This window comes from Mesorhizobium sp. M7A.F.Ca.CA.002.05.1.1, assembly GCF_003998335.1.
In the GTDB taxonomy this organism is placed as follows: Bacteria; Pseudomonadota; Alphaproteobacteria; order Rhizobiales; family Rhizobiaceae; genus Mesorhizobium.
Genome location: NZ_RZQI01000064.1, coordinates 1 through 12,612, shown reverse-complemented (window position 1 = coordinate 12,612; position 12,612 = coordinate 1). Strand labels below are relative to the sequence as shown.

13 protein-coding genes and 1 pseudogene are annotated in these 12,612 nt (G+C 63.6%); 7 read left to right on the top strand and 7 right to left on the bottom strand.

Annotated elements, in window-relative coordinates; translation table 11 throughout:
• The 4 genes and pseudogenes from EN939_RS05710 to EN939_RS05695 all read left to right on the top strand — a co-directional run.
• A pseudogene (locus tag EN939_RS05710) lies at positions 1 to 452 on the top strand (helicase); the annotation flags it as partial.
• A gap of 16 nt (positions 453 to 468) precedes the next feature.
• The gene (locus EN939_RS05705; RefSeq protein ID WP_023814308.1) at positions 469 to 855 is read left to right on the top strand and encodes an RNA-binding S4 domain-containing protein; all 387 of its coding nucleotides are present in this window, start codon (positions 469 to 471) and stop codon (positions 853 to 855) included.
• Positions 856 to 1,089: 234 nt separating this feature from the next.
• On the top strand, positions 1,090 to 1,428 hold the full coding sequence (gene fdxA / locus EN939_RS05700; RefSeq protein ID WP_127267257.1) for a ferredoxin FdxA: 339 nt from the start codon (positions 1,090 to 1,092) through the stop codon (positions 1,426 to 1,428).
• A gap of 367 nt (positions 1,429 to 1,795) precedes the next feature.
• Positions 1,796 to 2,377, top strand: coding sequence for a CarD family transcriptional regulator (locus EN939_RS05695; protein ID WP_013529179.1), 582 nt, complete (start codon positions 1,796 to 1,798; stop codon positions 2,375 to 2,377).
• A gap of 175 nt (positions 2,378 to 2,552) precedes the next feature.
• Here the strand turns inward: EN939_RS05695 and EN939_RS05690 are convergent, their stop codons facing one another.
• Entirely contained in the window at positions 2,553 to 4,322 is a 1,770-nt protein-coding gene (locus tag EN939_RS05690; RefSeq protein ID WP_127267256.1) for an ATP-binding protein, read from the bottom strand.
• 129 nt (positions 4,323 to 4,451) lie between these two features.
• Here EN939_RS05690 and EN939_RS05685 point away from each other — a divergent pair, with 129 nt between their 5' ends.
• Positions 4,452 to 5,111 (top strand): response regulator, encoded by a 660-nt coding sequence (locus EN939_RS05685; RefSeq protein ID WP_127267255.1) that lies wholly within the window; start codon positions 4,452 to 4,454, stop codon positions 5,109 to 5,111.
• A 144-nt stretch (positions 5,112 to 5,255) separates the two neighbouring features.
• Entirely contained in the window at positions 5,256 to 5,873 is a 618-nt protein-coding gene (locus tag EN939_RS05680) for a LysE family translocator (protein ID WP_127267254.1), read from the top strand.
• A 182-nt stretch (positions 5,874 to 6,055) separates the two neighbouring features.
• Here the strand turns inward: EN939_RS05680 and EN939_RS05675 are convergent, their stop codons facing one another.
• The 3 genes from EN939_RS05675 to EN939_RS05665 form a co-directional block, all read right to left on the bottom strand.
• The gene (locus EN939_RS05675; protein WP_127267253.1) at positions 6,056 to 6,826 is read right to left on the bottom strand and encodes an amino acid ABC transporter ATP-binding protein; all 771 of its coding nucleotides are present in this window, start codon (positions 6,824 to 6,826) and stop codon (positions 6,056 to 6,058) included.
• A complete protein-coding gene (locus EN939_RS05670; RefSeq protein ID WP_127267252.1) occupies positions 6,823 to 7,503 on the bottom strand; it encodes an amino acid ABC transporter permease in 681 nt (226 codons plus the stop codon). Before EN939_RS05670 ends, EN939_RS05675 begins: the two co-directional genes overlap by 4 nt.
• A 138-nt stretch (positions 7,504 to 7,641) precedes the next feature.
• Positions 7,642 to 8,415, bottom strand: a complete 774-nt coding sequence (locus EN939_RS05665; protein WP_127267251.1) for an amino acid ABC transporter substrate-binding protein — start codon at positions 8,413 to 8,415, stop codon at positions 7,642 to 7,644.
• A gap of 322 nt (positions 8,416 to 8,737) precedes the next feature.
• Here EN939_RS05665 and EN939_RS05660 point away from each other — a divergent pair, with 322 nt between their 5' ends.
• The gene (locus EN939_RS05660) at positions 8,738 to 9,601 is read left to right on the top strand and encodes an RNA polymerase factor sigma-32 (protein ID WP_023814301.1); all 864 of its coding nucleotides are present in this window, start codon (positions 8,738 to 8,740) and stop codon (positions 9,599 to 9,601) included.
• A gap of 24 nt (positions 9,602 to 9,625) precedes the next feature.
• On the opposite strand, the gene EN939_RS05655 is transcribed toward EN939_RS05660, so the two are convergent.
• The 3 genes from EN939_RS05655 to EN939_RS05645 form a co-directional block, all read right to left on the bottom strand.
• Positions 9,626 to 11,095, bottom strand: a complete 1,470-nt coding sequence (locus EN939_RS05655) for a M48 family metalloprotease (RefSeq protein ID WP_127267258.1) — start codon at positions 11,093 to 11,095, stop codon at positions 9,626 to 9,628.
• Positions 11,096 to 11,352: 257 nt separating this feature from the next.
• Entirely contained in the window at positions 11,353 to 12,135 is a 783-nt protein-coding gene (gene thiQ / locus EN939_RS05650) for a thiamine ABC transporter ATP-binding protein (protein ID WP_127267250.1), read from the bottom strand.
• Positions 12,128 to 12,612, bottom strand: a 485-nt coding sequence (locus EN939_RS05645; protein ID WP_127267249.1) for an ABC transporter permease subunit, incomplete at its 5' end; no start/stop codon positions are given. The genes thiQ and EN939_RS05645, both read right to left, overlap by 8 nt.

Here is a 12,612-nt window from a genome sequence, read left to right as displayed (position 1 = left end):
TCCTGTTGTGGCGTCAGGGCCGCTTCGAACAGCGCCCGCGCAACCGCGATGACAACCGCAGGAACAATCGCCCGCGCAACGGACAAGCGCGCGGCCGAAGCGATGCGCCTGCGGATGCCGCCGGCGCACCGGCCGCTGCTGCACCCGGAGAACGCCCGGCCCATGAAGGACGGCGCGATGGAGCCGGCAAGCCGCGCTTCGACCGCTCGAAATTCAAGCCCAAGCCGCAGGCCGAAGGCGAACAGCGACGTGATGGCAGGCCGCAGGGCGAACGTCCCGACCGCCGCGAAGGCCGTCCCGACTGGAAGGGTGGCAGGCCTGATGGCAAAGGTGGTCCGCAAGGCGGCAAGCCGGCCTTCCAGCCGAAGCCGCGCGAGGAGCGTCCGGTGCGTTTCGATCCGGATTCGCCCTTCGCCAAGCTCGCCGCTCTCCGCGACCAGCTGAAGAAGTAGAACCCGGCTCGCTTCGATGGTTGCCGAAGGCCGCCAGCGCATCGACAAATGGCTGTTCTTCTCCCGCGCCGTGAAATCGCGCTCGCTGGCGGCGAAGTTGGTCGTCGCCGGCCGGGTCCGCATCAATCGCGACAAAGCAGCGCAGGCCTCCGACCAAGTCAAGCCAGGCGACGTCCTGACCATCACGCTCGAGCGTCGCATCTTCATCTGGAAGGTGCTCGGCGCCGGTGCACGGCGCGGCCCGGCCGAGGAGGCCCGGACGCTCTACGAGGATATGTCGCCACCGCCCGCACCGAAGGGCGAAGCCCCTCCCGATGCAATTCCGGGGCTGCGCGAGGCCGGCAGCGGCCGCCCGACCAAGAAGGAACGTCGCCAGACCGACCGATTGCTCGGCGAAGATTGATGCCTGGCGTCCAAAAACACGCAGTGGTTCTGGGACAACGGCACGCCTGAGGCGAGAACTGAGCCCGGCAAACAGACGCTCTGCGGGACATGACTGACTTCCGCCGGGCCTGCAGTCTGGAATTCCATTCCGGAAACACCGGCACCGTCCGCAATGGCTACCCTTGCAAGCGGTCGACAAAGGCGTTACCTGACGGAAAAAGCCCAACAAAATGGGACGTCCCGGAGCCGACCGATGACCTATGTCGTGACCGACAATTGCATCAAATGCAAATACATGGACTGCATCGAAGTCTGTCCGGTCGACTGTTTCTACGAAGGCGAGAACATGCTCGTCATCCACCCCGACGAGTGCATCGACTGCGGCGTTTGCGAGCCGGAATGCCCGGCCGACGCAATCAAGCCGGACACCGAACCCGGCCTCGACAAATGGCTGCAGGTCAACACCGAATACGCCGAGAAATGGCCCAACATCACCGCCAAGAAGGAACCGCCGGGAGACGCCAAATCCTTCGACGGCGAGGCCGGCAAGTTTGAGAAATACTTCTCGGCCGAGCCCGGCGAAGGCGATTGACAACACGGCCGCAAAGGCCGGTATTACGCTGGGTAAGAGGCACGTCACATTAACCGGCTTGACAGCCGGCGCTGACCTGTGGCCTTCGCGTATGCAGCAAAACCTTGATTCTTCCGACTTTTTGTGTTACATCAGCGAAACATGCCGGTGACACAACGTCGATTTATGGCGCAGACGCCCCAAATCACTGAAAGGTGAAAATCCCATTCGGACCAGAGCGATCTGGGCCAGGCGGTCGCGATGTTGCGGTTTGCCGGTCCGGCCTTTCCGATGGGTTCATCTGTTGTGCGGCTAACGATCGGCTTCCCCGATCGCGCGAGTTCGGACCGGCAGGACGCCGGTGCCACAACAAGGAGTTCAGGGCGTAATGGCAACGATCACCCCGCAGAAGAAGTCCACCGCTGCGCGTCACGGTTTCAAGACCGGCGAGTACATCGTCTACCCGGCGCACGGCGTCGGCCAGATCGTCTCGATCGACGAGCAGGAAGTTGCTGGACACAAGCTGGAACTGTTCGTCATCGACTTTTCGAAGGACAAGATGCGCCTGAAGGTGCCGGTCGCCAAGGCGACCTCCATCGGCATGCGCAAGCTGTCGGAGGAGGATTATGTCGAGCGCGCGCTGAAGGTCGTGCAGGGCCGCGCCCGCGTCAAGCGCACCATGTGGTCGCGCCGCGCCCAGGAATATGATGCGAAGATCAATTCGGGCGACCTGATCTCGATCTCGGAAGTCGTGCGCGACCTCTACCGCGCCGACAACCAGCCGGAGCAGTCCTATTCCGAGCGCCAGCTCTATGAGGCGGCGCTCGACCGCATGGCCCGCGAGATCGCGGCCGTCAACCGCATGTCGGAAACCGAAGCCGTGCGCTTGATCGAGGTCAACCTCAACAAGGGCCCTAAGCGTGGCGCCAAGGCCGACAATGAAGAGGCCGAGCAGGAAGAAGCTGCCTGATCCTTCTCGCCTTTTCGAGAGATCCTGCCTGAAACGATTGGAGGCTCCGGTTTGACCGGGGCCTCTTTTGCTTTTGGGCGGCAGCTTCGATGTTGATGATGTACTGCGCACCAGCGTGCTGCATCGCGGCTTGCCGGCGCGCCGAACCGTGGTGCCGTCCAGCGCGCATTTTCGTTTAACGTGTGTCCCCACTTGTCGCCTTGCCAGCAAAGCAGGCCGCAGCAATGGTTTCGCGCAATTCCTCGTCGGCGATCGGCTTGTGCAGGATGCGGCTGCCGCTGGCGCTGATCTCCTTGAGGCGCGAAGGCGAGGTATCGCCGGTGATGATGATGGTCGGGACAACGCGGCCGATATGGGCGTGAAGCGCACGGATCGCGTCGGTGCCGGTGGTGTCATTCTCGAGACGGTAGTCTGCGATGATCAGGTCGACCGGCGCATCGCCGGCAGCCAGCGCCGCCGCATGGGCCTTCCGTGCCTCTGCGGCGGAGCGGCCGGGATAGACACGATGTCCCTCCAGGTTGAGCAAGCGCACCATGGCATCGAGAACGTCGCCCTCATCCTCGACCACCATGATGCCGGCGGCACTGCTGGCCGGCGATGTCGTGTCGACCTCTAAGCGAGCTTGCACCGCGCCGGCCTTCGCGACGGTGATGGAAAACAGGGAACCGCGTCCGGACGTCGAAGCCAATTTCAGCGGGTGCCCCAACAGGTCGGCGGTGCGGCGAACGATGGCGAGCCCGAGTCCCAGGCCTTGCGTGCGGTCCCGCGCCGGGTTCTGCAACTGCACGAACTCCTCGAAGACCATCCCCTGCTGATCGGCGGGGATGCCGGGGCCGCTGTCGAGGACCTGTATCTCCACACATGCGCCGCGCCGGCGACAGCCCAACAGGACACCACCTTGCTTGGTGTAGCGAAAGGCATTCGACACCAGGTTGTTGAGAATGCGCTTCAGCATCATCGGGTCGCTGTCGACGCAGAGGCCGCTGTCGACCACGCGCCACGTAAGTCCGCGCTGTTTCGCCTCGGCGGCGAATTCATTGCGAAGATCACCAAAGAGGTCGCGCAGCGGCACCGCCTCGCTCGCGACCGTGACGATGCCCGCATCGAGCCGGGAGATATCGAGCAAAGCGTTGAGCAGCCCACTGAAGTTGCTGACAACCGATTTCGCCCGGCTGGCCAGGTCGCGCGCCTCGCCGGAGGGTACGTCGCCGCGCTGCCCCAAAACGGCAAGCGTCGAGACCAGCAGGCTCAGGGCATGGATCGGTTGGCGCAGATCGTGACTCGCCGCCGCCAGAAAACGCGTCTTGGCACGGTCGGCGGTCTGCGCCCTGTCACGTTCCTCTTGCAGATGCTCGACCAGCGTTTCGTTCTCCAGTCGCAGGCTGACGGTTTCGCGCAGCATGCGGTAGGTGATACGGCAGTAGTAGAAATTGATCGCCACCAGCGACGCGAGCAGGAACAGGAAGGCGCCGGAAATATCGCTTTGGGTGGTCAGGCAGCGCAGGGCGACCGGCACCACCGTTGCCAGGATGGAACCAACCAGCGCCGGCGGAAAGGCCGACAGAGACGGCACGGTGCCGCAGACGAGACCAGTCAGGACGATGACCGTGAAGGACAGCACGATCGGCGCCTCGGGCATGAATCCGACCCAGCCAAGCACACCCCACAGAAGGCCTGACATGCAGGAAAATGCCGTCGCCAGCCATGCCCAGCGCAAGATCGAGTGGCGATCCCGGGCGCGGCTGAAAAAACGGCGCGACGCCAGCACCCGGATAGCCGTCAGCAGATACAGCGCCGCTAGCCAGCCGATCAGCCAATGGGTGGAAACGGCCGTTCTCAGCACATAGACCGCCGCCATCGAGATCACGATGTTGGAGATGACCACGCCGTAGGAATTGCGATACAGGAGTCCGATCAGGGCCTGGCGTATCTTGTCTTCCTGCATCGAATCCCCCCAATTGCCCCAAGTATTCTCCGGGCGGTCTTCCCCGGTACCGTTGATCTACCGGCAACCTGTTTCGCATAAGTTGGCGATTGATCCATATACGCCGCTGCAGTCCTGGATGGTGCCCTGATGAATCGCCCGCTCACCGCCATACTCGCCGACGACCATGCCATCGTGCGCGAGGGGCTGAAGCTGCTCATCTCGGCGATGGACAATGTCTCGGTCGTCGCCGAGGCTGCGGATGGCGAGGCGCTGCTTGGCCAACTGCGAAGCACGCGCGCCGACCTTTTGATCCTCGACCTCGGCATGCCAGGCGTCGCCGGGATGCAGTTCATCGCCACCATCAGGACCTTGGCGCCACACCTGCGCATCGTAGTGCTGACGGCCAATATCGAGCCGAGGACGGTGCGCGCCGCGCTCAGTGCCGGCGCCAACGCCTACCTGACCAAGGACGGCGATCCCGAGGAACTCGGCGCCGCCATCGAAGCGGTCAAGAAGGGGGGCACCTATCTGGCGAAAACCGTTCGCTTCGCCGTCAGCGATATGGGCAGGGGCAGCGAGCCGATAGCCGCACAGGAAATCCTCTCCCCGGTGCCGCTGACGCGGCGCGAACGGCAGATCCTTCAACTGGTGGCGCAAGGCATGATCACGCGCGACATCGCCGAACGGCTGGGTATCAGCCTGCCGACCGCTCGCAAGCATCGCGAAAACCTGATGGGCAAGCTCAATCTCCACAACACCGCCGAACTGACCGCCTACGCGGTTCGTCTGGGATTGCCCGCCGGCTGACATCGCAGCCGCTCGGCAACGTCCCCTTAACCATCGGCAGATTAGCCAAGCCCGATCACGATCCAAATACGGCATCTGCCGTATGTTTTCGGCCTGACCCCCAGCCTACTCCTCCCACGGCTTGATCACATGGGAGGAGCCGTCATGCCGTCGCTGGATCTTTGGATTCCGTTCGCCCTCGCAACGCTCGCCTTCGCCTGCATGCCAGGGCCGGCGATTCTCTACATGACCGCGCAGACGCTGGCCCATGGCCGTCAGGCGGGATTGATGGCGGCACTGGGTGTTCATCTCGGCTGTTACGTGCACATCCTGGCCGCGGCGGTCGGACTCGCCGCACTGATGGAACACGCGCCGGTCGCTTTCTCGATGATCCGATTGGCGGGCGCCACATATCTCATTTCGCTGGGCCTTGCCATGTTCCTGGGCTGGAACCGGATGGGCGAGGACGGTGCCAGGCCGGCCCCGAACACATTCCGCGACAGCATGGTCGTCGAGATCCTCAATCCCAAGACAGCACTGTTCTTCCTGACCTTCCTGCCGCAGTTCGTGGATCCGTCAGCCGCCATTGCCGTAGGGTTGCAATTCCTCATCCTCGGCATCGTCGTCAATCTTATCTTCTCGATGGCCGACCTGGCGGCGGTCGGCATCGCCTCGCTCGCCGTTGGCCGGTTCACCGGCGGCGGCGCCGGATGGGTGATCCCCAAGACATGCGGTTCGATCCTCATCGGACTTGGCGTGGCGCTCGTCAGCCATCATATCTGAACCTGCAAATGAAAAGCCGCGGCGTCAGGGGAGAGCCGACGGTGAAATTTTAGCGGCTGCCGGCAGCAAGGGCCAGTATGCCGGAGGGCGGCTGACGGCCTGCTCGCGCACGGCAAGATATCCCGGAAACCGGCGCCCCTTTTGGGCCATCACCCGAATTCAACACACTCTGGGCCGCGCTCTTACGCGCCGCCGCCTTCCTTCTCAGCCTCCTGCTTCAGCGTTGCGATGAACCGCTTCGTCCGTTGCTGCTGCGGATTGTTGAACAGCACCGCGGCCGGCCCCTTCTCGACGACGACGCCGGCATCGAGGAACACCACTTCCTGGGCGATCTTGGAGGCGAGGCGCAGATCATGCGTCGCCATCACCATGGTCGTGCCTTCGCTGGCGAGCTTGCCAAGCACCTCGACCACCTCTTGCGCCAGTTCCGGGTCGAGCGCCGAGGTCGGCTCGTCGCAGAGCAGCACTTTCGGCGACGGCGCCAAAGCGCGGGCGATCGCCACGCGCTGTTGTTGGCCGCCCGACAGCGTCGCTGGCCAGGCGTCTGCCTTGTGCACCATCCCGACCTTCTCCAGCAGAGCCAGTGCCCGCTCGCGTGCCCTCTCAGGCGACCATTTCAACACCGTCACCAGCCCTTCCATGACGTTCTCGATCGCAGTGCGATGCGGAAACAGCTGGAAGTTCTGGAACACCATGCCAGTCTGCAGCCGCAGGCGCTGGATATCCCTGGCCGGAACCCTGCCGCCGGGGTGGAATTCGAGCGTCTCGTCGCCAATGCGCACCGTGCCCGAGGTCGGGATCTCCAGGAGGTTGATACAGCGCAGCAGGGTGCTCTTTCCCCCGCCCGACGGACCGACCAGCGCCGTGACGCTGCCTTCGGCAATGGTGACCGTCACGCCCTTCAACACGAGATTGTCGCCGAAGCGCTTTTCGATGTTGCTGAGGCCGATCATGAGCGCGCCTCCAGGAAGCCGCCATAGCGGTTGAGCCGGGTCTCCAACCGCGTCTGCAAGGCCGACAGCACCGAACTCAGCGCCAAATAGAGGATCGCCGCCTCGACATAGAGGATCAGCGGCTCATAGGTGGTGGCGACGATGCGCTGCGCCGCCTGGAACATCTCCGGCACGGTGATGGCGGCGGCCAGCGACGTGTCCTTGACCAGCGAGATGAAGGTGTTGGAGAGCGGCGGCACCGCGACCCGGCCGGCTTGCGGCAGAATGGTACGCCGCATCGCCTGGCCCCAGGTCATGCCGATCGAATAGGCGGCTTCCCACTGGCCTTTCGGCACCGAGCCTATTGCCGCGCGGATGATTTCCGACGTGTAGGCGCCGATGTTGAGCGTGAATCCGATCAACGCCGCCGTGAAGGCGTCGAGCAGGATGCCGACCGACGGCAGGCCGTAGAAGATGAGGAACAGCTGCACCAAAAGTGGCGTACCCCGGAAGATCCAGACATAGAAGCGCACAAGCGCGACCAGCGGCTTGGGGCCGAACAGCCGGGCGAGTGCAGCACCCAACCCAACGGCCAGCCCCAAGGCGAAGGACAACAGCGTCAGCGGCACGGTGAAGATCAGCGCCGCCCACAGCAGCGAAGGCAGCGACTCCAGCATCAGTTGCAGCCAGTGCGGCACGTATGACCCTCCAGATTGGTCGAAGCAGCTTGGTCAAGGCGAGAATGCGTCTGCCATATCACGACAAAAGCGGCGGGCCGTCAAAGACGGCTCGCCGCTCTATGTGTCTCATGGCCGCGGAGCGGCTCGCCTCGTAGATTACTTCGAAACATCCTGGCCGAAATAGGTGTCGGCGATCTTCTTATAGGTGCCGTCGGCCTTGATGTCGGCCAGCGCCTTGTTGATCGCGGCGACCAGCTCCGGATCGCCCTTGCGCACGATGACGCCGGAATAGTCGGCGTTTTCCTCTTGCGCGGCAATCTTCACATTGGCGTCGGGCTTGTGCTTCTTGAAGTCGAGGAACGACAGGCTGTCATTGATCGTGGCGTCGGCGCGGCCGGTCAGAAGCAGCTGGATCGACTGGTCGAAGCCATCGGTGCCGACCAGTTCAGCGCCGTTCGTTTCGGCCAGCTTGCCGAAATTCGAGGTCAACGACTGCGCCGACTTCTTGCCCTTGAGATCGGCGAAGCTCTTGATGTCGGTGTTGTCGCCGCGCACGATCAGCACCGCCTTGGAGGCGATGTAGGGATCGGAGAAGTCGTACTTGGCTTTGCGGGCATCGGTGATGCCCACCTGATTGATGACGGCGTCGTAGCGATTGGCGTCGAGGCCGGCGATCAGTCCATCCCACTTGCCTTCGAGGAATTCGGCCTGGACACCAAGCTTCTCGGCAATCGCCTTGGCGATTTCGACGTCGAAGCCGACCAGTGCACCGGACGTGTCATGGTAGGTGAACGGCGCATAGGTGCCTTCCGTGCCGATCTTGATGACACCGGCGTGCTTGATCTGGTCGAGATTGGGGCCGGCATGACCTGAAGCGACAGCCAGGGCCTGCAGCGTTCCGGCGATAATGAGCGACTTGAGCCATTTCATTTTTCTGTGATCCCGTCCTTGGCCGGCTGGCCGGCATATTTGTGAGCGCTGGAAACTGACAGATGCAAGCCGAAAAAATAAGGAACAGGATTTCAAAAACGGCGGGTTTATGAAACCATATTCTCTAAACGGCACTTTCCACTCGTGATCGCTGCCATCTCAGACCTTCTGAGAATCCTTCAGGCAACACAATCGCGCCGCCGCGGTCGCGGAACCTTTCCCGCGCATGGCAGTTCTGGCTGTTCTAGGGCACGACGCCGGCATTTCAACCCGGGCGGCAGCCAACTTTGCAAAGTCATTCGCACCACCCAGGGAGCGCCTCATGATGGAAGACACGGCAGGACGGATCATGGTCCGCGCGGCAATGAAGGCTCCCTACCTCGAGCGTGACGAAGAGCATCGGCTTGCATTGCTCTGGAAAGAGGACAACGACCAGAACGCGCTGCACTCAATCACCGTCGCCCATATGCGGCTGGTCATTTCCATGGCCTCCAAGTTCCGCCATTACGGCCTGCCGCTCGGCGATCTGGTCCAGGAGGGTCATGTCGGATTGCTCGAGGCCGCCGCCCGCTTCGAGCCGGAGCGCGAGGTGCGGTTCTCGACCTATGCGACATGGTGGATCCGCGCCTCGATGCAGGACTATATCCTGCGCAACTGGTCTATCGTGCGTGGTGGCACCAGCTCGGCTCAGAAGGCGCTGTTCTTCAACCTGCGACGCCTGCGCGCGCGGTTGGCGAATGGCACGGAGCCGCTCTCCAACGCCACGCTCTATCGCGAAGTGTCGGAGGCGCTTGGCGTCTCCGAAGCCGATGTGGCGATGATGGATTCGCGGCTCTCGGCGCCCGACTCCTCGCTCAACATGCCTATTGCCGACGATGCGGGTTCGACCGAGCGCATGGATTTCCTGATTTCGGACGATCCGCTGCCCGACGAGATCGTCGGCGACAAGATCGATGTCGCGCGCCGCTCGCTCTGGCTGAGGGAGGCGCTTCGCGCGCTCAACGCACGGGAGCTGAGGATCATCGAGGAACGGCGGCTGAACGACGAGGGCGCGACACTCGAAGCGCTCGGCGAAACCCTCGGCATCTCCAAGGAACGCGTCCGCCAGATCGAGGCCCGCGCCATGGAAAAGCTCAAGGTCGCATTGGTGAAGCAGAATCCGGAGTTCATGGCGACTGCCGCCTGAACGGCGGCAGGCGTCCAGCGGCGCCTACTTGTCGGTGACGATCTTGACCTTGTCGCCGGCCGAAACCGCGGCACCGGGCGACAGCGCGTTGAGGACGCGGAACAGGTCGAGCTTGCGGTCAACGCCGACCATCTGCGCCGAAAGCGAACCCATCGTCTGCCCAGGCTGGACGGTGACGACGCGGATGTGCAGCGGCTTCAGCGCCGCCTTTTCGGCAGCACTCAGAATCCGGAACGAGCCGCTTACCGAACGGGCGATCGTGTCCAGAGACGTGCTGGCGGAAGGGGCCGCGGTCAGCAGCCGGTAGACTTGGCCGCCAGCGCGGATCACCGCTATGTCGAATTGCCAGCCTTCGGCGCCGGCATGCGCGGTCGCCGCCTCATTGCCGTTGATGGTTTCCTGCTTGACGCTGCTGTCGACGAGACCAGCCACCCAGCCGCTGCGGATATAGTCCGTCAGCGCCCGGTTCTTGTCGATAGAGACGCCATCGAAACGGATCGCTATGTCGCCGGGGCCGGTGGCCGTCACCGCTGCCGCCGAATTGTCGATGATGAAGCCGTCCGGCACCGTGAACGACACGCCAAGGCCCGGGTGCAGGAAGGTTTCGCCGCGCACATAGCCTTCCTCAGGCGTGTCGCCATAGAGCAGGCCGTCTATGCCGGCGAGGAAGGAATCGCGGTCGCGCGTGCCGACGCCCGGCGCGCCGAACTGGCGAGCATGGCGCTGCGCCAGATCGATGCGCTGCGGCGTGTTGGGGTGCGTGGCCAGGAAGTCCAGGCTGGCGTCGGTGGCGCCGCTGATCGAGCGGAAATCGGTATAGGCCGACATCGATTGAAGGAAGCGGCCTGCGGCGAAAGGATCGTAGCCGGCCTCGCCGATCGACTTGATGCCGATGGCGTCGGCTTCCAGCTCCTGGTTGCGCGAAAATTGCGCCAGCCTCAGCTTGCCGCGGATCAACGCCGCCTTGGCGGTCGGGCTGTCGCCGAGCACATCGGAAACCACCTTGGTCGCCAGGCCTTCCTCTGCCTCGAGCTGTTGGCGCTGCAGGCCGTGATTGGCAGTGACGTGGCCCATCTCATGCGCGATGACAGCGGCAAGCTCGGCCGAATCATTGGCCAGCGCCAGGAGGCCGCGGGTGATGTAGAGATAACCGCCCGGCAGCGCGAATGCGTTGACGTTGGGCGAATTTAGAATGGTGATGCGATAGGTCTGTGTCGGGTTGGCGGACACCACCGTCAAACTACCGACCACCTTGGCGACCATTCGCTCGAGCTTGGGGTCGGAATATTCACCGCCGTAAGTCGCCAGGATGCGCGGGTGCTGCGCCTTGGCCAATTCGGCGAGCTTGTTGTTGGCGCCGACATTGTCCACTGTGATCGGCTTGTCGGAAGGCTGGAAGCCGGATTCCTGAACTTCCGGCGGCGTGAACATCTGGCAGCTTGCCAACGCCACGGCAAAACCGGCCAGCGCGAGAAAACGCGCCAGCGGTTTCATTCCCAATGTGTTAGCGCCGATCGCCAGAACGGCTTCCTTTCGGGTCCCGGCGCATGACCACGAAAATCGGGGGCGATCTTCGGAACGTGTCATGCGCTATCTCAAACTGCTGCTGCATCCGTTGCCCGTCCCTTAGGGCGGGCGGCGGATACTGCAGGCAAATCACGGCCTGTGCCGGACCGGTAGGGCGACCTAGCCACACTCCCCCGGTCATGGCAAGCAAACGCCACATCGCCTGGAGCCGGTTTGACCGTAAATTATGTCCGCTTCCGGGCAACATCGCGTGATGTGGAATATCCAGCACCCGCGCCGATATAGCGCCGGAACGCCTCCGGACCAGCCCCGGTAAAGAAATCATCAGCCTTGCCGGTTGCGGCCACCAACCCATTGTCGACAAACACCATGTGCTCGCCGATGCGGCGTGCATCCTCGGGCTGGTGGGTGACAAATAGCACCGTCATGGCGCGTTCGGCATGAACGGCAGCAACCAGATTCAGCATCTCGTCGCGCAAAGCGGGTCCGAGCGAAGCGAATGGCTCGTCGAGCAGCAACACCGGTCGGTCGCGCACCAGCACGCGGGCCAGTGCGACGCGCTGGCGTTCGCCCCCGGAGAGCTCGCGCGGCAGGCGTTTCTCCTTGCCCGCGAGACCGGTGCGCGCAAGCGCCTCGGCGACCGCGGCGCGGTCCGCCTCGGTCAGTCCCAGGGAGGGCGAGCGACCGAGCCCGACATTCTGCTCGACGGAAAGATGCGCGAAGAGATTGTTCTCCTGGAACACCATCGACACCGGCCGCGCCGAGGCCGGCTCGGCGCTGACATCGGCCCCGCCGATCAGCACGCGGCCCGACTGTGGGGTCTCGAAGCCGGCGACCAGATTGAGCAGCGTCGACTTGCCCGAACCGCTCGGACCCATGATGGCGGTGATCTTCGCCGTGGCGAACTCGACGTCGAAGACAAGTGGCACCTCACCATAACTGAACGACACCTTGTCCAGCCGCACCGGCGCGCCCTTCTCGAGCCTGCTGGCCGCCCTCTCACGCATCGCGGACCTTCTCCCTTCCCAGCCAGTGCGCCGCCACGATCAACGCGAGACAGACGAGGCCGAGCAGCAGTGCCAGGCCGGCGGCATCCTCGGTGCGGTAGCTGCCCATCCGTGCCAGAAGAAGGTAGGGCAATGTCTGCACGGAATCACTGCCGAACAGGGCAATGACACCGAGATCGCCCAGCGACAGCGCCATGGCGAAAGCGAAGGCCGTGGCGAGCGGGCGCCGCAGCGACGGCCAGTCGACCAGCATCAGCCGGTTCCAGCCCGCAATGCCGAGCTGTGCGCAGAGCCGTTCGTGACGCTCGCTCGCCGCATCATAGGCGGGACGCACGGCGCGCAGGGCGAATGGCATCGCCATCACCGCGTTGACGGTGACGACCATGACCGGGGCGATGGCAAAGACATCGCCGGCATGGCGCAGCAACAGGAACCAGCCGGCGCCGACGACGATCGGCGGCACGACAAGGACAAAGC

Coding starts and splice junctions, on each gene's coding strand:
- EN939_RS05655 (WP_127267258.1), bottom strand. CDS start 11,095: ATGAAACCGCTGGCGCGTTTTCTCGCGCTGGCCGGTTTTGCCGTGGCG.
- EN939_RS05695 (WP_013529179.1), top strand. CDS start 1,796: ATGGCAACGATCACCCCGCAGAAGAAGTCCACCGCTGCGCGTCACGGT.
- EN939_RS05660 (WP_023814301.1), top strand. CDS start 8,738: ATGATGGAAGACACGGCAGGACGGATCATGGTCCGCGCGGCAATGAAG.
- EN939_RS05675 (WP_127267253.1), bottom strand. CDS start 6,826: ATGATCGGCCTCAGCAACATCGAAAAGCGCTTCGGCGACAATCTCGTG.
- EN939_RS05705 (WP_023814308.1), top strand. CDS start 469: ATGGTTGCCGAAGGCCGCCAGCGCATCGACAAATGGCTGTTCTTCTCC.
- thiQ (WP_127267250.1), bottom strand. CDS start 12,135: ATGCGTGAGAGGGCGGCCAGCAGGCTCGAGAAGGGCGCGCCGGTGCGG.
- EN939_RS05665 (WP_127267251.1), bottom strand. CDS start 8,415: ATGAAATGGCTCAAGTCGCTCATTATCGCCGGAACGCTGCAGGCCCTG.
- fdxA (WP_127267257.1), top strand. CDS start 1,090: ATGACCTATGTCGTGACCGACAATTGCATCAAATGCAAATACATGGAC.
- EN939_RS05690 (WP_127267256.1), bottom strand. CDS start 4,322: ATGCAGGAAGACAAGATACGCCAGGCCCTGATCGGACTCCTGTATCGC.
- EN939_RS05680 (WP_127267254.1), top strand. CDS start 5,256: ATGCCGTCGCTGGATCTTTGGATTCCGTTCGCCCTCGCAACGCTCGCC.
- EN939_RS05685 (WP_127267255.1), top strand. CDS start 4,452: ATGAATCGCCCGCTCACCGCCATACTCGCCGACGACCATGCCATCGTG.